The organism is Roseovarius sp. MMSF_3350 (assembly GCF_030733425.1).
Classification (GTDB): Bacteria; Pseudomonadota; Alphaproteobacteria; order Rhodobacterales; family Rhodobacteraceae; genus Roseovarius.
In genome coordinates this window covers 48945-72077 of sequence record NZ_JASHIZ010000017.1, presented here as the reverse complement: position 1 = coordinate 72077, position 23133 = coordinate 48945, and the positions used below count along the sequence as shown (strand labels likewise).

General features: G+C 60.0%; 22 protein-coding genes and 1 pseudogene. 6 read left to right on the top strand and 17 right to left on the bottom strand.

Annotated features, from left to right (window positions below; genetic code table 11):
* The first annotated feature begins 159 nt into the window (after positions 1 to 159).
* A complete protein-coding gene (locus RBB31_RS15640; RefSeq protein ID WP_306130238.1) occupies positions 160 to 300 on the top strand; it encodes a hypothetical protein in 141 nt (46 codons plus the stop codon).
* 479 nt (positions 301 to 779) lie between these two features.
* Here the strand turns inward: RBB31_RS15640 and RBB31_RS15635 are convergent, their stop codons facing one another.
* From RBB31_RS15635 to RBB31_RS15615, 5 genes are read right to left on the bottom strand one after another with little or no spacing between them, the layout of a single operon-like run.
* Positions 780 to 1445, bottom strand: a complete 666-nt coding sequence (locus tag RBB31_RS15635) for a GntR family transcriptional regulator (RefSeq protein ID WP_306130237.1) — start codon at positions 1443 to 1445, stop codon at positions 780 to 782.
* A gap of 14 nt (positions 1446 to 1459) precedes the next feature.
* The gene (locus RBB31_RS15630; RefSeq protein WP_306130236.1) at positions 1460 to 2323 is read right to left on the bottom strand and encodes an oxaloacetate decarboxylase; all 864 of its coding nucleotides are present in this window, start codon (positions 2321 to 2323) and stop codon (positions 1460 to 1462) included.
* Between the two features lie 19 nt (positions 2324 to 2342).
* The gene (locus RBB31_RS15625; protein WP_306130235.1) at positions 2343 to 3620 is read right to left on the bottom strand and encodes a TRAP transporter large permease; all 1278 of its coding nucleotides are present in this window, start codon (positions 3618 to 3620) and stop codon (positions 2343 to 2345) included.
* Positions 3617 to 4108, bottom strand: coding sequence for a TRAP transporter small permease (locus RBB31_RS15620; RefSeq protein ID WP_306130234.1), 492 nt, complete (start codon positions 4106 to 4108; stop codon positions 3617 to 3619). Before RBB31_RS15620 ends, RBB31_RS15625 begins: the two co-directional genes overlap by 4 nt.
* Before the next feature lie 59 nt (positions 4109 to 4167).
* Complete coding sequence (locus RBB31_RS15615; RefSeq protein WP_306130233.1) at positions 4168 to 5172, bottom strand: TRAP transporter substrate-binding protein; 1005 nt, start codon at positions 5170 to 5172, stop codon at positions 4168 to 4170.
* 53 nt (positions 5173 to 5225) lie between these two features.
* Between RBB31_RS15615 and RBB31_RS20595 the strand changes: the two genes are divergently transcribed.
* Complete coding sequence (locus tag RBB31_RS20595) at positions 5226 to 5534, top strand: integrase core domain-containing protein (protein ID WP_371931337.1); 309 nt, start codon at positions 5226 to 5228, stop codon at positions 5532 to 5534.
* A gap of 87 nt (positions 5535 to 5621) precedes the next feature.
* Here RBB31_RS20595 and RBB31_RS15610 read toward each other — a convergent pair.
* Positions 5622 to 5894, bottom strand: a pseudogene (locus tag RBB31_RS15610) (integrase core domain-containing protein); the annotation flags it as partial.
* A gap of 1239 nt (positions 5895 to 7133) precedes the next feature.
* Between RBB31_RS15610 and RBB31_RS15605 the strand changes: the two are divergent.
* On the top strand, positions 7134 to 7925 hold the full coding sequence (locus RBB31_RS15605) for a hypothetical protein (protein WP_306130232.1): 792 nt from the start codon (positions 7134 to 7136) through the stop codon (positions 7923 to 7925).
* 589 nt (positions 7926 to 8514) lie between these two features.
* On the opposite strand, the gene RBB31_RS15600 is transcribed toward RBB31_RS15605, so the two are convergent.
* Positions 8515 to 9531 carry a PAS domain S-box protein gene (locus RBB31_RS15600; RefSeq protein WP_306130231.1) on the bottom strand — a complete coding sequence of 339 codons (1017 nt, stop codon included), beginning with the start codon at positions 9529 to 9531 and terminating at the stop codon, positions 8515 to 8517.
* 216 nt (positions 9532 to 9747) lie between these two features.
* Between RBB31_RS15600 and RBB31_RS15595 the strand changes: the two genes are divergently transcribed.
* A complete protein-coding gene (locus RBB31_RS15595; protein WP_306130230.1) occupies positions 9748 to 9903 on the top strand; it encodes a hypothetical protein in 156 nt (51 codons plus the stop codon).
* A gap of 95 nt (positions 9904 to 9998) precedes the next feature.
* Positions 9999 to 10232: a YetF domain-containing protein gene (locus RBB31_RS15590; RefSeq protein WP_306130229.1), complete on the top strand. Its 234-nt coding sequence runs from the start codon at positions 9999 to 10001 to the stop codon at positions 10230 to 10232.
* A gap of 83 nt (positions 10233 to 10315) precedes the next feature.
* Here RBB31_RS15590 and RBB31_RS15585 read toward each other — a convergent pair whose 3' ends face one another.
* From RBB31_RS15585 to RBB31_RS15550, 8 genes are all read right to left on the bottom strand, one after another.
* Positions 10316 to 10774 carry a beta-lactamase hydrolase domain-containing protein gene (locus tag RBB31_RS15585; protein WP_306130228.1) on the bottom strand — a complete coding sequence of 153 codons (459 nt, stop codon included), beginning with the start codon at positions 10772 to 10774 and terminating at the stop codon, positions 10316 to 10318.
* Between the two features lie 10 nt (positions 10775 to 10784).
* Positions 10785 to 12176 (bottom strand): rhodanese-like domain-containing protein, encoded by a 1392-nt coding sequence (locus RBB31_RS15580; protein ID WP_306130227.1) that lies wholly within the window; start codon positions 12174 to 12176, stop codon positions 10785 to 10787.
* 721 nt (positions 12177 to 12897) lie between these two features.
* Positions 12898 to 14298 carry an integrase family protein gene (locus RBB31_RS15575; protein ID WP_306130226.1) on the bottom strand — a complete coding sequence of 467 codons (1401 nt, stop codon included), beginning with the start codon at positions 14296 to 14298 and terminating at the stop codon, positions 12898 to 12900.
* Between the two features lie 462 nt (positions 14299 to 14760).
* Positions 14761 to 16116, bottom strand: coding sequence for a TRAP transporter large permease subunit (locus RBB31_RS15570; protein ID WP_306130225.1), 1356 nt, complete (start codon positions 16114 to 16116; stop codon positions 14761 to 14763).
* Between the two features lie 5 nt (positions 16117 to 16121).
* The gene (locus tag RBB31_RS15565) at positions 16122 to 17444 is read right to left on the bottom strand and encodes a TRAP transporter small permease subunit (RefSeq protein WP_306130224.1); all 1323 of its coding nucleotides are present in this window, start codon (positions 17442 to 17444) and stop codon (positions 16122 to 16124) included.
* A 66-nt stretch (positions 17445 to 17510) separates the two neighbouring features.
* The gene (gene dctP / locus RBB31_RS15560; protein ID WP_103762274.1) at positions 17511 to 18611 is read right to left on the bottom strand and encodes a TRAP transporter substrate-binding protein DctP; all 1101 of its coding nucleotides are present in this window, start codon (positions 18609 to 18611) and stop codon (positions 17511 to 17513) included.
* Positions 18612 to 18791: 180 nt separating this feature from the next.
* Entirely contained in the window at positions 18792 to 19757 is a 966-nt protein-coding gene (locus RBB31_RS15555; protein ID WP_306130223.1) for an ABC transporter ATP-binding protein, read from the bottom strand.
* The gene (locus RBB31_RS15550) at positions 19754 to 20749 is read right to left on the bottom strand and encodes an ABC transporter ATP-binding protein (protein WP_306130222.1); all 996 of its coding nucleotides are present in this window, start codon (positions 20747 to 20749) and stop codon (positions 19754 to 19756) included. Before RBB31_RS15550 ends, RBB31_RS15555 begins: the two co-directional genes overlap by 4 nt.
* 158 nt (positions 20750 to 20907) lie before the next feature.
* On the opposite strand from RBB31_RS15550, the gene RBB31_RS15545 reads away from it, so the two are divergent.
* The gene (locus RBB31_RS15545) at positions 20908 to 21075 is read left to right on the top strand and encodes a hypothetical protein (protein ID WP_306130221.1); all 168 of its coding nucleotides are present in this window, start codon (positions 20908 to 20910) and stop codon (positions 21073 to 21075) included.
* Positions 21076 to 21113: 38 nt separating this feature from the next.
* On the opposite strand, the gene RBB31_RS15540 is transcribed toward RBB31_RS15545, so the two are convergent.
* A complete protein-coding gene (locus RBB31_RS15540) occupies positions 21114 to 22070 on the bottom strand; it encodes an ABC transporter permease (protein ID WP_306130220.1) in 957 nt (318 codons plus the stop codon).
* A complete protein-coding gene (locus RBB31_RS15535; RefSeq protein ID WP_306130219.1) occupies positions 22070 to 23056 on the bottom strand; it encodes an ABC transporter permease in 987 nt (328 codons plus the stop codon). Before RBB31_RS15535 ends, RBB31_RS15540 begins: the two co-directional genes overlap by 1 nt.
* Positions 23057 to 23133 lie beyond the last annotated feature (77 nt).

The window sequence follows — 23133 nt, the reverse complement described above, 5'->3', positions numbered from 1 at the left end:
CTCCCCATCTTGAGATGGGTAGATCTCGCAATCATGCCGATGCCCGACAACGTGGGCCGCAGCCACCGCTTACCTGCGTGCACAAAGAGGGGCTGCTTCTCCCACGGCGTCAGCTATCTCGTCCTCAGTCTCCAACGAATCGCGACAGGAGGTGACTCTATGACCACGTATGATTTTGCCATACCGCTCATCGGCCTTGGGCTCGGTGCCCTTGCGGTCGCCTACGTCAAGTGGCTGAACTGGCGCTTCCACCGCGACGACGCTCGATCAGAGACTTCTGGGACCAGCGACGAACATTGAGAAGGCCCCGCCATTCTTGACGGAGCCTCCGGTACCTGCTGCCCGTTGTTCTGTATTCGTTCTGTGCGCCCGTGTAAAGCCAAGCATTTTCCATCCAGGGTGCGTTCCTGGCGGACGTTCTTAGCTGCCTGATCATCGGCGCGCTCTCGGTCGACAAGGCGCCCGTGCTGAGGCACCCGGCTGCCCTCGGCTCAATCTTGGCAGAGACGGTAAGTCCGCGACGTCATGAGCTGAAATAGACCTCCGCCAGCTCTGAAATCGCAACGGCCATCGGCGCTTCACTCGATGGAAAGTTCCGCGCCGACGGCCATTGCTCAGGCAGCGCAAACACACACCTCAAGCCAGGAAACGGTCCGCCGGCTCGGAAAACGGCGGCCACGTCAGGTGGTACAGCTTCGCACGCACGGGTGCTTCTTCAAGGAATCCATTGATCAAAGCGGGCCCTTCCACGCCATACGCATCCGCCACCAAGACTTCACTCACAGCATCAAGTCGATGTGCTCGCGTATTTGCTGCCGAGCGGAGCGCATGTTCCTGCGCTTGAGCTCCTCGGCAGTCTGACCATCTCTGTTCTGGATGGCAGAGATGATCAAGCGGTGCTCTTGGAGGCTTTGTCTGGCGCGTCCCGGGAGAAGGAGAGTTCTTCTTATGATCATGTGCACTCTGTCGTAGATACTCATTAAGAAGCCATCCAAGGTCCTATTCGCAGCCGCTTGATTCACCTCCTGACGATAAAACATAACCGCGTCGAACATGGCGTCAAAATCATCAGCCGCAACGCGTTCCTCAAGCTCCTCGCCGAAGGCATCCGCGAGGGGCGCCCAGTCCCAGCCTGGGGCATTCTCGACAGCCAGGCGGGCGGACAACCCTTCGAGAACTTCGAAGGTGTCGTAGAGCTGAAAAAGCTCCGCTGCATCTAACCGTCTAACACTAAACCCCCTGTTGGGTGTGTGCTCAACGAGCCCGTGCCCCTCCAAGGATTGAAGCGCCAGACGGACCCGAGCACGACTAACAGAGAATTCATCGGCCAAGGCCACCTCACGGAGCTTTGCGCCAGGGGCAATTTTGTGCCGACTGATACGGTCTCGCAGGACATGCTCGATTTTTGCAGCGTTATCTCCATTGCAGACCGTCTTAGTTTCCACGCAGCTCTCCTACCTCACGTGCCGTACGTTTTCTGTAGCTCAGCCTGCTCTTTAATGCCAAGAATCTCTTCATAGCGATGCAGGTCCATCATCCCTTCCATAAGTCCCTTCGACGTTCCCTCCGAGCGCAGCCTGCTCATGAGGGTCATCATAGAATTCGCATGTGTAAGCGTCGGGAGCATCGAGTGGATCGACACCTTGACGCCGGCGGCTTCGAGTTCTTCATGGCTAAAAACGACATCAGGAGAAGTCTCCAGAGTATCCTGTAGCACTGGAACACCAACGCTCGATACGACCGACCGGATTTCATCGAGTGACTCCAGCATCTCTGCGAAGACCAGATCCGCTCCCGCAGCTTCGAACATCTGAACGCGGCGGATGGCCTCGCTGAGGCCATGGACTGCTCTTGCGTCAGTTCGAGCGATAATCAAGAAGTCTGAGTCCCGGCGGGTGTCGACCGCAGCCCGAATTTTTTCGGCACATTCCTCTGCAGACACCAGCTTCAAGCCTTCCATGGCACCGCACCTTTTCGGCGTGACTTGGTCTTCTATATGAATCCCCGCCACGCCTGCCTGCTCAAAATCTCGAACTGCTCGCACCACGTTGTTGACATTTCCATAGCCGGTGTCGGCATCGCAAATCAGCGGAATATCAATCGCGTTGTTTATATTGCGGGCGCGCTCGACCATCTCCGATGAGCTGGCTAAGCCGATATCGGGAACACCAAGCATCGAAGCGACAGTGCCATTGCCGCCCATATAACAAACATCAAAGCCAACCTGCTGAACAATCCTGGCGGTGAGAGCATCAAAGGCGCCCGGGGCTACCACCATGCCATCGTTCGCGATGAGTTGCTTCAGGCGTTTTCTCTTGTCCACGGTGGAAGACTCCTTTTGATCAGCCGAGATACATCGGTAGGAACATTGAGATTGCAGGAACGAAAGTAACAAGCATAAGAAGGATTAGTGACGTAACGACGAATGGAATAATGGGCCCGATCACATCCCGGATCGGAATGTTGGCAATGCGGGAAATGACGAAAATGTTGAGCGCCATCGGTGGCGTGATCAGGCCGATAGCCAGATTCATCACCATGATAACTCCGAAATGAACCGGATCAACGCCGATGCTGCTTGCGATCGGAAGCAGAATCGGTGTCGCAAGGAGGATAACTGTTGCGGTTTCGATGAACATGCCGAGGCAAAGCAGAAACAGGTTGATCAGAAGCATCAGGAGCACGGGGTTCTCAGTGATCCCGAGCATCATGCCGGAAATTGCTGCTGGCATTTGCTCGATCGTCATCACCCGCCCGAAGAAGGCGGCGAAGCCGATGATGATCATGATGGTAGCGGATGTAACGGCGGAGCCAAGTGCGATTTTTGGAATCTCGGCGAACGTGAAGCTCCGGTAGACGAACCTTCCGACTACCAAGGCATAAGCGACTGCCATAGCGGCAGCTTCGGTAGGTGTGAAAACCCCGGAATAAATCCCTCCCAATATCAGGATCGGGAGCACCAGGCCGGGGACGGCGTAAAGAATCGTGCGAAGAGCAGATTTTTTCTGACCCAGTTGGTCGCTCTCCTCGCTGATTTGTCGCGACAGCGTCCACCTATTAAGGATGATGAAGAGCGCTGCAGCAAGAAGCCCGGGGCCGATACCAGCGAGGAACAGATCCCCGATGGAGGCCGAGGATGCCAATCCGTAAAGGATCAAAGGGATACTCGGTGGAATGAGGATGCCGATGAAGCCCGACGCTGCAGTTAGTGCCGCCGCATAAGCTCGTCCGTAGGAGCGTCGCTCCATCTCGGGCAGCATGACAGAGCCGACAGCAGCAACCGATGCGGCAGATGACCCAGAGATCGCTCCAAAAAAGCTGGAAGTGAGGACAGTGATGGAACCAATGCTTGACCGACCACCCTTGCTAAAGAGAGAGGAGAAGTCAATTAGATGCCGAACGATGCCTCCCTGCTTCATTAGGTCGCCAGCGAAGATAAAAAACGGGATTGCCATCAGGACAAAGCTGTCAAGTCCGCCGAAAGCCACAGAAACGACAGAGTCGAAGTTGAGCGTCGGACCGCTGGTGATCGTCATCTGCAGCAGACCGGCGAGCGCAAAAGCGAAAGCTATAGGGAATCCGAGTAGGGCGATCCCCAGAAAGATTGCAAAGAGGCTCATGCTTCACCCTCGGCAGAGTCGGGCCCTCGCCCCAGCAGATCCAGCAGGTAGTGGAATGTCATGAGCAAGCCAGCGACAAGGAAACTTCCGTTTGCGAGCCACATTGGAAGGCGTAGTGCTGACGACGTTTGTCCGTATTGGTAGGTGCGGCTCACTACCGAGTATGCCAGGATCACCAAGAGGATTGAGAACCCCAGCCCAAGCGCAGCCAAAAAGCGCTCATAGTTCCGCCGAGCCCTTGCGCTTGGTAAAAGCGCCTCTACGATGTCTACTTTCAAATGCTGCCGATTGCGGACCGCGTAGGCAGCGCCAATCAAGACCATCCACACCATCAAGTAGCGCGTTAATTCCTCGAGCCACGGCGTTGAATACGTCAATATGTATCGGTTAACGACCTGGGCGAAGACCAGAACAGATAGTGTCAGCATCAGGGCGGCGATGACCCACGCCTCGACGCGAGCCACCCATCTCTCTATATGGAGCAGCATAATCAGACTCGCCTTTTAAGGAGGTAGGGGCGACGAAATCGCCGCCCCAAGTGTGACGATCAGCTCGCGTTCTCGTCGGCTATCGCGCGAATGCGGTCGACTATCTCTTGATTGACGACATCGCGCATTGCTTCGTAGACGGGCGAAGCAGAGTCCTGGAACTCCTGCATGGCCTCATCAGATAGCTCCGTGATCTGAAGGCCTGCCTCCTCCATTGTCGCCAAATCTTGCTCCCGAGCCTCGCGGGAAATCTCGCGCTGATAGTCGCGTGCGTTCTCTGCTGCGGTCTGGATGATCCCGCGGCTTTCGTCACTCAAGCTCTGATAGAAGTTCTCATTCACGAGGAATGCGACCGGCGCGTAAATGTGGCGCGTGAGCGTGTAGTAGTCTTGAACTTCGTAGTAGTTTGCCGACCTCATCAGCAAAATTCCGTTGTCTTGTCCGTCCACGACTCCCTGCTGAAGAGCGCCATAGAGCTCAGTATACGGAATAGGCGTCGCAACCCCTCCCAGCTCCTCGACCCATGTCATCAGGATCGGAGTTTCGGGGACCCTGATCTTCAGTCCTTCGACATCCTCGATCGACTCGATCGGACGGACGTCATTCGAGAGCTGGCGATAGTCATTCTCCCAGTAAGCAAGGTTGCGAAGCCCTTTGTTGAGCAACGGTGCGGCGACTTCTTCACCGATCTCTCCGTCGAGAACTTCGTAGGCGGTCTCCTCATTCGGGAAGAGATAAGGTAGATCGAATACTTGCAGAGATGGCTCAGTCCCCGACATCGCCATTGTGCTGACGAGACTCATCTGGATCGATCCGCTCTGGGTCGCTTCGACCATCTCGCGCTCGCTGCCCATCTGGCCTGCAGTGAAGATATTGACGGAAATATCACCGTCACTCTGTTCGCTCACCTCTTCTGCGAACTTCTGAGCCGCCAGATTCCATGGGTGATCCGGAGCAGCGCCATGAGCGAGACTGATCGACGTGCTTTGTGCCGACGCAGCCGTGATTGCCGATAGAGAGACTGTGCCGGCAATGATTGCCGCCATCGTTTTTGGGATATTCATATTTTCCTCCTCGTCTGAGCGCCTCCACACGCTCAACCACTCTCAGCCTAAACATGCCGACAAAATTGTCAACACTTTTGTCGACCGGGGTGCCGACGCTGCTCCAGCGGCCGCGGCACCTCCCCGTCCGCGTGCCAGCAACCTACGGCATGGGTCATGGTGCTCGTGGCATCGAGGACTGGAGGATCGACTACAACACCAAGCGGCCGCACAGCAGTCTGAAGCAAGCCCCGGAAAAGCTCGGTGCCCCGCGACCCTTCGCCAATACGCAATGGGCGCCGCCTCTTGAGCTGTCTAATGGCTCCGCGCCGCCGCGCGCGTTGCTCACGCCGCCGAGTGATGCCACACAAAAGGGAAAATAGCTCTACTTGCGAACGGCCTTGGAAAAGGGACAGGTCAAGCCAGACGAACTGGACCTGTCACGGTTTGATGCCGCTCCGTTTGCTCACTTAAGCGGCCTTTCTTTCGAATGCCAATGGGCTTTTCCAGCCTAAGGCTGAATGCCTGCGTCGTGGATTGTAGAACCCGTTGATGTATTCGAAGATGGCGATCTCGGTGTCACGTCGCGTTCGCCAGGACCGTTGCCACAGCAGCTCCGCCTTGATGGTTTTGAAGAACGTTTCCACCGCCGCGTTATCGTAGCAATTTCCGGTTCCACTCATCGATACCCGGAAGCCATGCTGGCGCAGAAGCTTCTGATAATCGTGGGAACAATATTGGGCGGATTCAACCGGTCGTCGCAACACCCTGATCTTGGAGGTGTTGATGACGACAGGAAGACGGAAATCCGAGCGGTCTTCGCGGCGCAAATTATCCTCGCCAGGGCGGCCGCCAGTCTGGCAGCGTGAGAATCTGTGCCGGTTCTGGCGGGAGATTGCAGCGGGCCTGTCCAGTGAGGAAGCTGCCGTTGCAGCAGGAGTTTCTGCTCCGGTCGGAACCCGATGGTTTCGATGCCATGATGTTTCTCCTTTGTGGCAAAATACCAAGTCAAAGGAGCGGAACAATTCCGTGACAGGTCCATTCTGAATTTGCCGGTCTGTTTTCGCTGTTACATCCATGTCCTTATGTTTCCAATGAGAGAATGATCTTGTCGAGTGCTTTTCAGAGACCGGCAAAAATCGCACCTGTGTCTCAGGCAAGATTCCCTTGCCAAAACCTTCGCGGCATAAACGGTCGATTCTGCCGGTGACTTGCGGTGCAGAAAAGCTCCCGAAAAAGCTCGTAATGACAGGTGCTGCGAGATTTCAGAACGGCAGCATCTGCGGTTTCACGACTTTCAAATGAACTATAGCATCGCAGTTTGCGCCAATCAGATCGCTGAGCTGGATAGAAAAGGAAAATTGCGTGAACACAAAAAAGCATCTGCGGCATATCGAGCGTGATCTAAACGGCATCATCGCCGCGATCACCCAAGCATCAGGACGGCGCACCCGCCGGGCACGTCACGTCGCACAGATCGCAACTGGCAAAATTACTGGCGCGGCCACTATTGGTGGCATGCTCATGTTCATCTCTGCCTTCGGATCAGCGTCGACCGGTACGGCCATTGGTGCATTGAGCGGAGCGGCTGCCACGTCCGCACAAATGTACTGGATCGGCTCGATCTTTGGCATGGGTGCCATTGCGGGCGCAATCATCCTGCCTGCCATAGGAGCCGTGCTTGGCCTGCTTTGCGTGTTCTTCATTTCACGGGCGGTATTCGGACGACCCCGGAAGCCGGAGAAGATGCAGGAGTTCGAAGTGCGAACATTGTTTGCCAGCCTGCGCCTGGCCGATCCTATCGCTTCGCATCTTGCCGATAATGCGCCCGCGCCATCGAAGGAGGTGCTAAGGATCTATTCTCATGAAGGCTTACTGCCACTCTGCACTTTGATCGGGGACCGTCTGATTGCCCCCAACAACGCAAGCGAAACGGATACTGGATGCCAATCATTCAAAGACACACTCGCCCTACTACCCCTGTGGAAACTACGGCGTCACCATCGCCGACTATCCCGTCGCGCCTCGAAACTCGCACGGTCGAGGAAAGCGAGAGGCATTCAAGGCTTGCTTCGGTCGTCATCGCGGTCACGTTCCAGCGCCTGATCGAAGACGCGTCCCGTGAGTGGACGCTGGAAGAAGAACTGGTACTCCAAGCGCTACGTCGCTCCACCGGTTCGCTAAGAACAGCCAGCGCTCAAGAGCTTTCGGACTATCTGGGCTCGCTTTCTCAAGACCAGCTTCGCGGCGTCGCGTCGAACGTGAAAGGCATCTACCACGAGCTTTTGTTCGTGCAGGCCGAAAACGGAGATTGGGATTCCGTGGCAGCCGAGGTGAAAGAGTTCACCAATCATCCGGGCGGCGACGTCGAGTTTATTGTCGATGGCAACGTAATCGGGGAAGTGCAGCTGAAGGCCGTTGCGTCGGAAGCGCAGGTTCTGGAGCATCTGGCGCGTTACCCTGATATCGAGATCAGAGTGACCGATGAAGTGGCAGCGAAAATGCCCGGCATCGAAAGCTCGGGATTTTCTAACACCGAGCTAACGCGTGATGTCTATGATAGACTCGCGGTGCTGCAGGGGGACGGCTTGGTCGACGAGATAAGCGAGGGGCTGGCCACGTCCTCGCTTGTCAGTTCTGCCATCATCGCGGGCAAAGCCGTACGAGGGCGGCACCTCTCGGGAACACAGATTCGATCCTTCCTCGTCGATGCTGGTATAGGTGCGAGCACTGCTGCCGTATTGGACGTTCTGCTGCTGCCTTTGACGAGCTAACAGCAGCAAGCAATCGTTCCATCATCGCCCACCGAATTCAAGCTTCGCCGACGTATAGGACATAAACCCCCTGCCAGAACCTGTGCGCCAAAAACGGTCGTTTTTGGCGCTGGCGACTACGCGCCCGCAAACATTGAAAAATTTTGTGCCGCAAACCCTTGGCGAAACTCGGTTTGATTTTGTCACGTTTTTGGCCGCTGCCCGAGGAGCGGACATTGGTGCACGATGCAGCATCCCTCACTATGGGCTCGAAGCGGACCTGCGGCAACGCAGCAAGGCACGCGCTGCGCGATCCTGCACGCCCGCCGCTCTCGGCCCATACCTGACCTTCGCCACGAGGACATCGCTGCGTCGCAGCTTTCCCCGAAGCGGTCTTTCGTGGCGGGTTGCAGCATTCGGGCCGGTTGGTTCCCGCAACCTCATATGATGTCTCTGGAAGAGTCCTGGCCGTCTACATCAACCAGGTTGAACAGACGACCTTCGTAGATGTCGTAGCAGACCGATTGACCTGGGACGCGCGTTGCCAAGCCCGTCCAGCCTCCTAATACTTCGGCGCACTTGCCCATCGAGCCAAATGGAGCTCCTACGCCTACACGCCCGTCACGGCTGTCAGGTCGAGGTTCAGCGTCGCTATCATGCCGTTCGGGTTGAAATCTCTGGAGAATTTTCCACCGAGCGAAGAGCCGACCGTGTTCTGGCACATGCGTGTTCCGAAGCCCGCCTTGCCGGGTTCGCCGGATGCGGGCTTCGTGGCGCAGGCTTCCGTCCAGTGGACGATCAGGCGGTTACCATGCTTCTCCGCCTGGATCGCGATGCCGTCACCTGCTTCAGAGAGACCTCCATACTTCACGGCGTTGGTCGCCAGCTCGAAGAAAACGAGTGACAGGGGCGTGATGGCGGCCGGACACACGTCGAGCTCCGGCACATCCAGTTGCACGGAAGCGCCCCCGCTGAAGGGTTCCAGGATCGAGGTGATGAGATGGACCAGAGCAGTGCCCTCCGGCCGTGCTCCAGCGGGATCATCGACGGCGCGCGCATGGACAGATGCCAAGGCATGGAGGCGTTGGCGCATCACCGTGACGAGCTCTTGGACGCTCTCCACCTGACGCGCCGCGATGCCAAGAAGTCCGCCGGCCACCGCGAAGGAGTTTCCGACCCGATGGCGCATTTCGGAGAGAAGGAGTTGCTGCCTCTCCACGGCCTGGCGTTGTAGCGTGATGTCCCGTGCGATCTTCGACGCGCCGATGATTTTGCCGTTGGCATTGCGCACCGGGGAAACGGTGAGTGAAATCGGCACGAGAGTTCCGTCCTTGCGCTTCCGGACCGTCTCCAGGTTGGAGATCCGCTCACCCCGGCGCAGCCGCGCGATGAAACCGGCTTCTTCGTCCATGCGGTCATCAGGGAAGATCAACGTGATCGACCGACCGATAGCCTCCTCGGCGGAGTATCCGAAAAGCCGTTCCGCGCCCGGGTTCCAACTACGGATGACGCTATCGAGACCCTTCGTGATGATCGCATCATCCGACCCCTCGACGATCGCGGCGAGGTGCTGCTGAAGGCTTTCTGGAGCTTGCAGTTCTGAAGATTCACTCTGTTTCATCGTCATTGCCGCATATTTATCCCGCATTCATTAGGGCAATTCCATTTGGTTAGCGCAACCCATTTGTGACGATGCGAGAACGAGAGGAATGGAGCGTGCCGACACGACCATTTTGACATACTCACCTCGTCTACTGTCAGTAGCTCGTGGAACCCGATCCGTGGAGATTCGAGAGGACCGAAAGGGATATTCGAGCTAAGCGAAAAAAAGGGAACCGGGGCCATGGAAACATTTCATTACCTGATCGGCCAAGACACGCCGCATATCGCCTGGTGGCAGATGAGCATCCGCGCAGCGATCATCTTTGTCTACGCCATCCTGCTTTATCGGGTGGCACCACGTCGGTCCCGAACCTGTCGGCGCAGGACATCGTTCTGACCGTCATTCTTGGGTCGAGCGTTAGCCGCGCCCTCAGGGTAACGCGCCGTTGATCCCGGAGCTTGTGGCCACCTTGTGGTGGTTCTCTATGTCAGGTGAACGCCATCGCGCCGCATTCGCAAATCGTCATCCGTCTCGTGAAAGGGCGCACCATTACCTTTGTCCACGAGGCGAAGGTGGACTGGCAAGCCTTGCGCAGTGCTCACTTCGGCGAGAACCATATCACAGAGTCGCTGCGCCTGAAGGGCTTGCGGGATCTCTCGGAGTTCGAGGAGGCCCATCTGGAACGCAATGGGCAAGTCAGTGTGATATCGAAGAACCACGCCTGATATCGCGTCTGGACATGCAGGACCCCTCTCGGGAAAGGTGAGGGCACAAAAGGCCGAGATGTAGGTGCCCCGGCCCGTTGCAGTCATTTACCGTTGTGGCTGTTCACGTAGCTCTTCACGAAGTCTTCAAGCTCCGGCGTGTCGCACTCAAAGCCCATCTCCTCGGCCTTGCGGATGACCTCGTCGCCGGTAATGCCTTGTTCGCTGCCGATGTGCATCATCACGAAGGCGCCGGACCGCTTGCCAGAGGCGCAGTGAACCAGCACCGGGGCCGGCAGGTCGATGGCCTTTCGGCGGAAGTCATCGACAAGGTCTTCGGAGAGTTTCTCGCCGTCGACCGGATGATGCAGAAAGGTCAGGCCGGCCTCCCTTGCCGTTTCAGCTTCCTCCTCCGGTTTCATCTTCAGCTTCTTGTCCTCGTCATCGGTCTGCATGTTGATGAGCGATCGGAAGCCCTCCTGCGCGGCCTGCCGGACCTGATCGGCTTCGGGCGCGAACTTGGCGATCGTGAAACGATCGTTGATCTGGACTGTATCTTGCATGGTGTCCTCTTTAGCTCGGTTTCTCGACGTTGTAGCCGGCGGCGCTCCAACCCTTCCAACTGCCCGGCACGTTGCGCACCTGTCCGAAGCCGTTTCTCTTCAACAGGCTGGCGGCAATTGAGGCGCGGAAACCGCTGGCGCAATAGGTGGCGTAGGGGGCGGAGCGATCGAGGTTGTCCATCTCCTCCCGCAGTTCTCCGAGGAAGGCATGGCGGGCGCCCGGGATGTGCCCGCCCTCCCATTCATCCGGCTTGCGCACGTCGAGGGGTTGCAGGTCGTCCGCCTGCTTCAGCTCATGCACAGAAATTTGCGGGATCTGGGCAAATTCCAGCCCTGCCTCGCGCCAGGCGGCCATGCCACCCGCGAGGTAGCCCCCGAAGTCGGTGAAGCCGGTGCGCCAGAGCAGGCGCAACACGTCGGGAAGCTCGCCGTCCTCGTGCAGGACGAGATAGATTGGCTTGCCTGGATCGAGGAGCCAGCCCGCCCAGACCGAAAGCTCCGGTCGCGCGCCAATGTTCAGGCTTCCCGGCACGTGGCCCGCGCCGAAATCCATCATGTCGCGCACGTCGAGAATCTGGGCGCCGCCCTCCGTCGCCTTGCCGAAGCGCTCCACGGTCATCGGCTCGATGCGCGGCAGGTTGCGCAGCACCTCCGGGCCCTTGGCGTTCACCTTCTTCATGCGCGGATAATGGGTCGGCACCGGCGGGGCGTCCCCCAGGATCGCCTCCTTGAACTCGTCCAGCTCCTCGATCCGAGCGTAGCTGTTGAAGCGTCGCTCATAGCCGATGGTCGAGGACATCCGGTCGCCGATGTCGGGTCCGCAGGCCGACCCCGCCCCGTGGCAGGGGTAGATGATGACGTCGTCCGGCAGCGCCATGAAGACGTCCCGGACGGTGTGGAAGAGCTTCTCCGCCAGCTCTTCGGACTGGTTGTCGCCCAGCAGGTCGGGCCGGCCGACGCTGTCGACGAAGAAGGCATCGCCAGACAGCACGCCCCACGGCGTCTCGATGTCGCCATCGAAGAGCAGGTAGGAGACGTGCTCCGGAGTGTGGCCGGGGGTGAATCGCGCCTTCATGCGCATGCCGCCGAAGGTGAACTCGTCGCCGTCGCGCACGGGCTCATGCTCGAAGCCGTATTCGGCCCCGCCCTCGGTGCTGACGTAAAGCTTCGCCTGCCCGCCGAGCCGGTCCACCAGTTCGCGCGCGCCGCTCAGGAAGTCCGCATGGATATGGGTCTCGAAGACATGGGTGATGGCGAGGCCGAAACGCCGGGCGGTTTCGAGGTAGATCTCCACGTCAGGGCGCGGATCAACAACCGCGCAGGTGTGCGTCGCGTCGTCGCCGAGCAAATAGGAGCATTCAGCGACCCCGTCGGCCAGTATCTGTTCGAAACGTAGGGTCATATCGTGTCCTCCTTTGGAACGAACACATTCGTCTTGCGATCTGTTCCGGCCCGGGCGCCACGCAAGTCGGACTTCCGTCCCAGTCGGCATGGCCTTGCAGCTTAACCCCAGCCCGCGGGTAAACAGGGTCGCCGGCCGGCATTCCTGCGTTCTAACGAACCGCTGTTGATAAGCTCGGCACATGCGCGGAAACCGAGTTCGCTCAGAACAGTATAGGGTCGTAACTGAGCGGACATCTACAAACTGAAGACATGGGCAGTTGCGCCGGCGAAGCTGCCGTCGGCGCCGTGCGCGGCGAAAGTCGGCTTCCCGCCCTTATTGCGTGCTATCGCCGATGGAGAGGCTACATGAATAGCTTCAACAGGGTTTTGAAAACTTGAGTCTCCGTTGACAACGCCCCAAATCTCATCTTCTACATCGGATTTCTGGTTCTGCGTGTGATTGCAGCAGAGCTTCGGCAATGAAGCGAAAAAATATGGGCGTGGAAGCCGAAATAATTTGCGCCTAAAGCGGCGCCAAGATGCTGATTTTCCACACGTGCGCGCGAAGAAATACGCGCACGCCTACAGTTCCATCAGTTCTTGCTTTCCTCTATGAACCGAGATCGCCGGGACAATGTGGGTTTGCATCTTCGCCAGAACGGTTCCCATGCCGTCGGTGATGGTTTTTACCTTTCTTCCTGAGTGCGGCCAAAGACAACTTGTGCGGTCGCTTGTAGTTATCAAGGATCTTGGTTAGATAAAACAAACCCCAACTTGCCTTCCTCAATTGTGCGAATAACCTCGGCGAGAGTTTCGACCGCATCCCGTAGTGGATTTGGCAAACCTTTCATCTCCTTCGCGAGCTTTGCGTAGCTCTGCAAAGCCGGACTGACCGCCTGTTTCGAAAGTGGGTTCTGATGCGAAAGCAACGTGTCGACGATCTGGGGGGGTACTCCAAAGAGTGATAGAATTGTCGCTCCTGTGCGCCTTAGGTCGTGACGGTGCCAATCCTCTACGCTTGAAATTTCCTGCAATTGCAATTTCGAACGATTCCAGTTTCCAAGGCGACCGAACTCTTGGTTCGGAAATAATAGGTCGTTATCTTTCCGGCAATCAAATCCGGGGAGCGCTTTGAGCAGGGCGATGGCAGCGTCCGACAGCGGGTGTGTAACCTGATGTCCTCCCTTGACGCGCTTGGTCCACGACTTTTCTTCGAAGTTCACATCCCGTAGGCGGGCGGCTTCAACTTCCTCCCTCCTCGCTAAGGTGAGCAGCATGAAGCGCTGAGCGATCGGCCGCAGGTCTACCTTCCACCATTCCGGCGGAGTCGTTTCTGGCACCCTCAGATGCTGAAGGAGAGAGCGAAGCTCCCCAACGGTTAGGACACGGTCTCTTTCTCCTGTAATCATAGGATCGTCAATTGAAGGATCCTGTATGACCGAAAGATCCGCAACAGGAAGGGCGGGACTCCGACCAGCTCCAATTTTCTGAAAACGAGGAGTCCGGTGGGATGCCCAGTTGAATACCGTCCGAAGATAGATGAGTGCTTTGGCTGTTTGACCGTTCGCGGTGGTTTTTCCTGTCTTGGCTTTGCTCTTGGGTGTGTAGGCTCGGATGAGTGTCGATGCCTTTTCGCCGCTCAATTCAACAGCGGGGCGGTGTAGCTCAGTGGCAAACACTGCCATTATTACTTGGCGTGCTGTTGAAGCGTCACTTATTTTACCGCGGGGTTGCCAGATCTTTTTTGTTGCGCGGAACCTGTCTTCTGCCTCGATCAGGAGTTCATACAATGTGACCTCTTCTACGATGGCAGGGGGCTTCAGGTGGCTGGCAAGCGACTCCGACGATGCGAAAATTTTGCGGAGCTGATCGGCTTGCCGGCGCGCGGCCTTCAAGGATATGTCTGGATACCGACCGATCGTCTCGGTGCGGCTCTTGCCGTGGCAATCGCGGCCCATGTAGGACCAAGACTTCGTGCCTGACACGCCGATGCGCAGAGACAAGCCCTGACAGACTTCATCAGAAATTGTTTGGCGCTTGCCGGTCGGTTTGAGGTTCTGGACAAACTGGTTGGTCAGCCGCTCTTTGCGGCTCTTCCTTTGAACAGTGTTGCCCTGTGGTTCGTTTCGATCGAATGGCATGTAAGTCTCCTGAGTTTGTAATCAGGAGGGAAGTCGGTCTCTTTAAGCAGCACCGGAAGCTTCGACGTCCAGAGAATCGTGCAGATGGCTTCGGGACGACGCCAGGACGACAAAATCCCTGCGCTGCAGTGAGACGCGTTGAAACCCGTTGAGATGTCGCGAGACGGATTTTGAGTTTCTGGGAGACGACCCAATATCTTTAATATCAACTGTTTAGCCGTCGCAGACTCACTCAGATTGCCTCACGCGTTCTCAAGGCGTCGCAAGCTTATGAGATCATAGCAGAGGATTGAAAATCCTCGTGTCGGTGGTTCGATTCCGCCCCCGGGCACCACTTTTTCCAGATTTGAAGGAGTGATACGCTCGTTGAGCGCGTCGCGTGGCAATTGGCGTTTCATGGATGCGAAAACGGCCCCCGCAGTGCGGAGGCCGTTTGAGAGGCCGGCGAGTTTCGGCCCGGTATCAGCCGTAGATCAGCCTTGGCAGCCAGGTGATGATCTGCGGAAATACCATGCAGAGCACCAGCCCGACGATTTGCAGGAACAGGAAGGGCAGGGCCGATTTGAAGATGTCCGTCATCGGGATTTCCGGCGGCGCCACCCCGCGCAGGTAGAAGAGCGCGTAGCCGAAGGGGGGCGACAGGAAGCTCATCTGCATGTTCACCAGATAGAGCACGCCGAACCACAGAACCAGGTCCTCGGGGCTGTCAAGGCCGAAGGCGGCCGCGCCAAGCGCCTTGATGATCGGCACGAAGATCGGCACGCAGAGCAGCAGGATGCCGACCCAGTCGAGGAACATGCCGAGGATCACCAGCAGGATCTGCATCAGGATCAGGATGCCCCAAGGGCCGAGGCCGGTGGCCGCCAGCGCGTCCTGCACGAATTGTTGCCCGCCTTCCAGAACGTAGAGCCCGACGAAGATCGTGGCGCCGAACATGATCCAGATGACCATGGCCGAGGCCTTGAGCGTGGTGGTGCAGGCCTCGCGGATGGTGGGCCAGTCGAGCTTGCGGTGGATGGCGGCGACGATGAAGGCGCCGAAAGTGCCGATGCCCGCGGCCTCGACCGGCGTGGCGACGCCCGAGAAGATGATGCCGAGGACCACCGCGACCAGCGTGATGGGGGCGGCCATCTTGCCGATGAGTTGTACCTTTTCGCGGTTCGAGACGCGCTCCTCGACGGGGATGGCGGGGCCGAGGGCCGGGTTGATGTAGCTGCGCATGACCACATAGGCGATATACATGCCCGACAGCATCAGGCCGGGAATGACCGCGCCGATGAAGAGCTCGCCCACCGATTGCTCGGCCACCACGGCGTAGATGATGGCGAGAATCGAGGGCGGGATCAGGATGCCCAGCGTGCCGCCGGCCATGATCGAGCCCATGGCGATCTTGGGATCGTAATGCCGTTTCAGCATGGCGGGCAAGGCGATGATGCCCATGGTCACGACCGCCGCGCCGATCACGCCGACCATGGCAGCGAGGATCGTCGAGGCGATGATGGTGGCCGCGGCCAGCCCGCCCTTGAGCCCGCCCATGACCTTGTAGATCACGTCGAACATGTCGTTGATGATGCCCGCCCTTTCCAGCATCGCGGCCATGAAGATGAAAAGCGGGATCGCCGAGAGCTGATAGTTGGTCATCAGCGGGAAGATTCGGCTGGGCACGATGTTGAGCGCGCGTTCATCGCCGAGGATGAACAGGAAAACGCAGGCCAGGCCGCCGGTGACGAAGGCCAGTGGCAGGCCCGCCATCAGCAGCGCCAGAAGGCTGCCGAACATGATGAGCGTGAGCCACGCGATGTCGATTTCAATACCCATGTGCCTCAGTTCCCCCGTGCGATTTCACGGATGTCTTTCGACAGTTTCGAGATGCCTTGCAGGACGAGCAGCAGCCCGCCCATGACCATGACCCATTTCATCGGCCAGAGCGGCACTTCCCATTCGTTGAAGCTGATCTCGCCCCAGCGGATGTTGGGATTGGTCCACTGGTCGAGGCCGAAGCCCGAGACCATCTCGCCGAAGGTGATCTGGCCGCGCGCCCAGTCGGAGATGACGGCGTTGCCCGACGGCACCGCGATGGCGTCCATGGCGAAGATCCAGGAGGTGACCAGCAGCGTGCCGGCGAAGATGAAGAAGAAGATCGAGGTCAGCAGGTCGACCCATGCCTTGTTCTTTTTCCGCATCGGGGCATAGAAGATGTCCACGCGGACGTGGGTTTCGGTCAGCATCGCGTAGGCCCCGGCGATAAGGTACTGCATCCCGAACATCAGGTACATCGCCTCGTGCGCCCAGTTGGTGGGCGAGCCGAAGACATAGCGCGCCAGAACCTCGTAATAGTAGACGAAGACGGCGATCACGGCCCAGTAGGCCACGAACTCGCCGCAGAAGAGCGAGAGGCGGTCTATCCAGTTCTCGGCATAGTCGCTGTCGTGTTTGGGGCCTTCCTCCTGCTCGTGGGCGGCGAGGGCCTTTTCGGTCTCGGACACTTCCTCGGGCGGGATCTGCCGGTTCGCGCGGCGCACCAGCATGGGCATCAGCAGCAGGTCGATGGCCAGAAGGGCGAGGATGGCGTAGAAGGCGTAGCCTGCGGCGTTGTCCCACCAGGCGCGGGCGCGGAACGCCTCGACCTGTTGCGGGCGGATCTCTTCCAGCGAGGCCTGGGCCTCCTCAAGCCGGGCCGCGCCGCTGTCTAGCGTCTCCTTCGCCCGGTCCAGGCGGCGTTCGGCGGCGCGCTGGGTGAAGCTGCCTTCCTCGGCCTCGTCATAGGCGGCCTGAAGGTCGGGCAGGTCGGCACGGGCCTCTTCGACGCGGCCCTGTTCGCGGTCGATCACCCTCTGGGCCACGCGCAGCTCGTTGTCGAAGCCCGACAGGATGGTGCGGGCGTCCTGGGTCTGCGCGTTGGCGTAGAGGATGAACAGGAAGATCGGGATGAAGACCAGGCCCCACAAGCTCTTGAGATAAAAGCGGTGCAGGCCGAGGATGCCGCCGGTGACGGCGATCATGTAGGCCAGTGGCAGGGTGTAGCGTTTCTCTTCGGGCTGTGGTCGGCGCGACAGGATCATCGCGATGATGGGGAAGATTATCAGTCCTACCCAGTACAGCCAATGCGGCAGCGTGAAGCTGAGCCCCGGCATTACGGTCCTCACTCGTTGAAAGCGTTGAAAAATGCCGCCCGCGGGCACGTGGCCCCCGGGCGGCGGATCGGTCGGGGATCAGAGCTTGAGCTCGAGTCCCTCGGTCAGTGCCGGGTCGACATAGCCCAGCGAGCCGGACTGCATGTAATCAAGCTGAATCTTGAAGACACGGGCGGCCTGCGGGTCGCGGTTGGCGTAGTCGAACCAGATCGGCACGGCGACCTCTGTCATCAGGGCCACGTCGTCTTGTGACAGGCGGGTGACCTCGGTGCCGTCGGCCTCGAACTTTTCCCAGGCTTCCTGGTCGGCGGCCTGGATCGCGGCGTGGTGCATGTCGGAATAGACATGGGTTTCCATCTCGACGAATTGCTTCATCTCGGGCGAGAGGGCCTCCCACGCGTCCATGCCCACGGTGATGTCCATGGTGTCGACCGGCTGATAGAGCGACATGAAGCCCGGAGGGCCCATGACGATGTAATCGGTGACCTGGCTGAAGCCGAGGGCGTAGTTCACGGCGGGGCCCACGTAGTCGGCCACGTCGATGGTGCCTTTCTCCAGCGCCGGGAAGATTTCCGAGCCGGGCAGAACCGTGGTTTCGGCGCCGATCTCGTTGAAGATCTCGGCGACCATGCCGCCGGGCAGGCGCATCTTGCGGCCGGCGAAGTCGTCGATCGAGCGGATCGGAACCTTGGAGTGGATGATGTTCGGGCCGTGGTGCACGGGGCCGACGAAATGCAGGCCCTGTGCGGCGTAGAGCTCGCGCGCGATGTCGATGCCGCCGAGGCCGTAGTAGAACACGTCGAATTCATGCGGGTTGCGCATGCCGAGCGGGATGGACGTCAGGAACGTCGCCGCCGGAATGATGCCCTGGGCGTAGATGGTGAAGGGGTTCACAGCCTCGAGCACGCCGTTCTTCACCGCGTCGTAAAGCTGGAAGTCGCCCACGACGTCATTGGCGCCGAAGGGCTGGAACGTCAGTTCGCCGCCGGTTTTCTCGGCGATGGTGCCGCACCAGTCGCGGAAGATCTGAAGTCCGGCGCCGCCGGGCCAGCTTGTCTGGATTTTCCAGGTGGTGCCGTTGGCCTGAGCGCCTGCGACATGGGGCGCGGCCAGGGTGGCGGCACCCGCACCGGCAATCGTGCGCAGCGCGTTGCGCCGCGTGGTCAATTTGTTGGTCATGTGTTTCCTCCCATTCGTGCCGGTCCTGTATTTTCAGGTTTCCGACGCTTCCGAGCGTAATGGCAAACCGGCAAATTGGTAAAGTGATATTTCCAATATGCGGTAATGGCGCAAAATGTCCTGCCTTGAAAACAAGGTCTGGCGCGCGGGGCGGAGGGGGCGCCTCGGCCTTCGGGTCTCTTATTCCGCCCGGTGGCAGGCGACGCGGGTCTGGCCCAGAAGGCGCATTTCGGGGCGTTCCTTGCTGCATCTGTCGATGGCGATGGGGCAGCGCGGGTGGAAGGCGCAGCCCGATGGCGGGTTGATCGCGTCGGGAATCTCGCCCTTGGGGGGATCGACCTCGCGCCCGAAGGCATCCATGCGGGGGGCCGCATCGAAGAGCATCTGCGTATAGGGATGCTTGGGGTCGGTGAAGAGCGCCTCGCGGGGGGCTTCCTCGACCAGGCGGCCGAGATAGAGTACGCCGATGCGGTCGGCCATGTGGCGCACGACGGTCAGGTCGTGGCTGATGAAGAGATAGGTAAGGCCGAATTCCTCGCGCAGGTCGGACATGAGGTTGAGGACCTGGCTTTGAACCGAGACATCAAGCGCCGAGGTGGGTTCGTCGCAGACGATGATCTTGGGTTCGGAGGCGAGCGCGCGGGCGATGCAGATCCTCTGGCGCTGACCACCGGAGAACTCGTGCGGGTACTTGGAGGCGTCCGCCGCCGAAAGCCCCACCTGTTCCAGCAGGCGTTCGGCAAGGCCGGATGTCTCGCCGCCCTTGGCCGCGACGGGTTCGGCGATGATGTCGCGTACCCGCCAGCGCGGGTTGAGCGAGGCGTAGGGATCCTGAAAGATCATCTGGATCTCGTCGCGGACGGCCTCGATCTTGGCGGCGTCGGTTTCGGTCGCCAGATCGGTGCCGTTGATCTTTACGCTGCCCTCGGAGGGGGGCGTGAGGCCGACGACGATCTTGCCGATGGTGGACTTGCCAGAGCCGCTTTCGCCCACCAGCGCATAGACGCTGTTTTCCTCGATATCGAAGGAGACGTCGGACACGGCCGTCAGATACGCCTTGTTCAGCCGCTCGATCACGCGGTTGAGCCAGGGTTTCGAGACGTCGAAGCGGCGGGTGAGGTTGCGGATGGAGATCAGGGCGCTCATGCGACGGTGTCCTCCTTTTGCGTGGTGCCGAGGGGGAACCAGCAGGCGGCGCGGCCATCGCAGGCCTGAAGGCTGGGGCCCGGATCGCGGCGGCATTTGTCCTGCGCGTATTCGCAGCGGGGATGAAAGGCGCAGCCGTCGGGCAGGGCGCCCAGGCGCGGCATCGCGCCGGGGATCTGTTTCAGGCGCTTCTGGCCCACGCTGGCGAGCGGCGTGGAGGCCATGAGGCCCGCGGTATAGGGGTGGTGCGCGTTGGTGATGACCTCGCGCACCGGGCCAAGTTCGGCCAGGCGGCCGGCATACATGACGGCGACGCGGTCGGCGGCCTCGGCGATCACGCCCATGTCGTGGGTGACCAGCATGACGGCGACGCCGCGTTCGCGGCAGAGGCGTTTCAGAAGCGCCACGATCTGGGCCTGGACGGAGACGTCGAGGGCGGTGGTGGGCTCGTCGGCGATGACCAGTTCCGGTTCGGCGCAGAGAGCGAGGGCGATGACGACGCGCTGGCGCATGCCGCCGGAAAACTCGTGCGGGTAGCTGCCGATGCGGGCGGAGGCGGCGGGGATGCCGACCTCGTCCAGCGCCGCGATGGCGCGTTTGCGGGCCTCGTCCTGGCCCACGTTCAGGTGTTCGGTAATGGTTTCGGTCAGCTGGTCGCCGATGGTCAGCAGCGGGTTCAGCGACGTCAGCGGGTCCTGGAAGATCATGCCCATATGCTTGCCCCGCAGGCGGCGCAGCCTGGCGCGGGGGATGTCGTGGATCGGCTCGCCCTTCAACAGGACCTCGCCGCCGGTGATGCGGGCGGGCGGGTCCAGCAGGCCGATCACGGCGTTGCCGGTCATGGATTTGCCCGCGCCGGATTCGCCCACGACGCCCAGGATCTCGCCGGCGCGGATGTCGTAGCTGACATGATCGACGGGGCGCAGGATGCCGTGGCGGGTGGGGATTTCCACGGTCAGATCGCGGACGGAGAGGGTGGGGGTGTCGGTCATGCGGGGCGACCTTTCGCAGGCTTCACGGAGTGTTGCCCCGGCTTTTCGGGACATTCGGGCGGCGCACTGTATCTTAACCAGTGGGACGTGCGCGCCGTTGCATGATGGCGGAAGGCGCTGAAAGCGCCGACGAGGCGCGGGCCCGAAGGAGGTGTGTCATGTGTTTGACCAGCGAAGCGTTTGCGCTGTTCCTGACGACAATCGGTGCAAGCATATTGTCGACGGAGGCAGGCACGGTGACGGTGCACGCCACCGAAGGCGACATCGCATGGGTCGCAGTGGGCGACCGTTGGTGCATCGACGAGGCCGACGACGAGGCGGAGTGACCGCGGGGGGCGGCCATGGATATGCGGCGGCGAGACCGTCATCTGAGCCTCGGGTTCAGTGCATCACGCAGCCAGTCGCCCAGAAGGTTGATCGACAGCGCCAGCGCCAGCAGGGTGCCGGCGGGGAAGAGCAGGATCCACCATTCGCCGGAGAACATGAACTCCTGCCCGATGCGGATGAGCGTGCCGAGCGAGGGTTTCGTAGGGGGCGCGCCGACGCCGAGGAAGCTGAGCGTGGCCTCGGCGATGATGGCCAGCGCCAGCGAAATCGTGGCGATGACCAGCACCGGGTTCAGCACGTTTGGCAGGATGTGCTTGAGCATGATGACGAAGGGCGAGCGTCCGATGAGGCGGGCGGCCTGGACGTATTCCTTGTTCTTTTCCACCAGCGTCGTGCCGCGCACGACGCGGGCGAACTGCACCCAGTCGGAAAGGCCGATGGCGAGGATCAGTACCCAGATCGCCATCTGGTCGCGGTAGGCGGGGGGCGTGATGCCCTTGGCGATGCCGAAGATCAGCATGGCCACGAGGATGGCCGGGAAGGTCAGCTGCACATCGGCGATGCGCATGATTATCGTCTCGGTCCAGCCGCCGACATAGCCGGCGAGAAGTCCAAGCGTGACGCCGATCAGCATGGCGAGGAACACCGCCGCGAAGCCCACGAAAAGCGAGATCCGCATGCCGTAGAGGATGGTGGAAAACACGTCGCGGCCCTGGTCGTCGGTGCCCAGAAAGAAGGTGTCGCCGGTAAAGGCGTTGGGCTCGCCCGGAGGGGTGAAGCCGTTCATCAGGTTCAGGGACGCGGGGTTGAACGGGTCGAAAGGCGCGATGAGCGGCGCGAAGATGGCCGAAAGGATCAGGATCAGCACGACCGCAAAGGAGGCGACGGCCACCGGAGCGTGCCGGAAGGACCAGATGAAGTCGCTTTCCCAGATGCGGCGGAAGCGGCTGTCGCGGACTTTCGGCGCCGGGGGTGTGATGGGGGTATCGGTCATCAGTGGCCTCCTGCAGCGCTACGGTCCACGCGCAGGCGCGGGTCTATGGCGAAATAGAGCATGTCGACAATGAGGTTGATGCCCACGAACATGACGGAGATCATCATCAGGTAGGCGGCCATGACGGGGATATCGACGAACTGGATCGCGTTGATGAAGAGCAGGCCGACGCCGGGCCACTGGAACACGGTTTCGGTGATGATGGCGAAGGCGATGATTGAGCCCAGCTGAAGCCCGGTGATGGTGATGACGGGCACCAGCGTGTTCTTCAGCGCGTGGCGGAAGTTGATCGCGCGTTCGCGAATGCCGCGGGCGCGGGCGAAACGGATGTAGTCCATGCGCAGCACCTCGAGCATTTCGGTGCGCACGAGCCGCATGATCAGGGTCATCTGGTAGAGGCCCAGCGTGATGGCGGGCAGGATGAGTGCCTGAAGGCCGGACTTGGTGAGAAAGCCGGTGGACCAGCCGTTGACCCAGGTCACCTGCCCCCGGCCGAAGCTGGGGAGCCAGCCGAGCTCGACAGAAAAGACGTAGATCAGCAGGATGCCGATCAGGAATGTCGGGAGTGACACCCCGATGAGCGAGGCGGTCATGATTACGTTGGCCGATATCCCCCGCCTTCGGATTGCAGTGTAGATTCCGAGTGCGATGCCGCCGACCAGCGCCAGCAGGCCGGACACGAAGGCGAGTTCAAGCGTGGCGGGCAGGCGTTCGATCAGGATGTCGGCCACGGGCCGCCCCTGCCGGTAGCTGAGGCCGAAATTGCCCTGCACGGCGTTGGTCAGAAACTTGTAGTACTGAACGACGAAATTCTGGTCGAGGCCGAGTTCGGAGCGCAGGCGTTCGATGTCGGCGATGGTGCGTTCCTGGCCGAGCATGTTGTCGACGGGATCGCCGACAAAGCGGAACATGGCAAAGGCCACGAGGCCCACCACGAGAAGCACGAGCACGGACTGGGCCACGCGCCGGATGATGTAAGCTAGCATGTTTCGTCCCCGAAGCGGTCGTCACGCGCGGTTGTTTTGCTGGCTGTGACGGCGGGGGGGGGGGGCGGGCGGCCCCG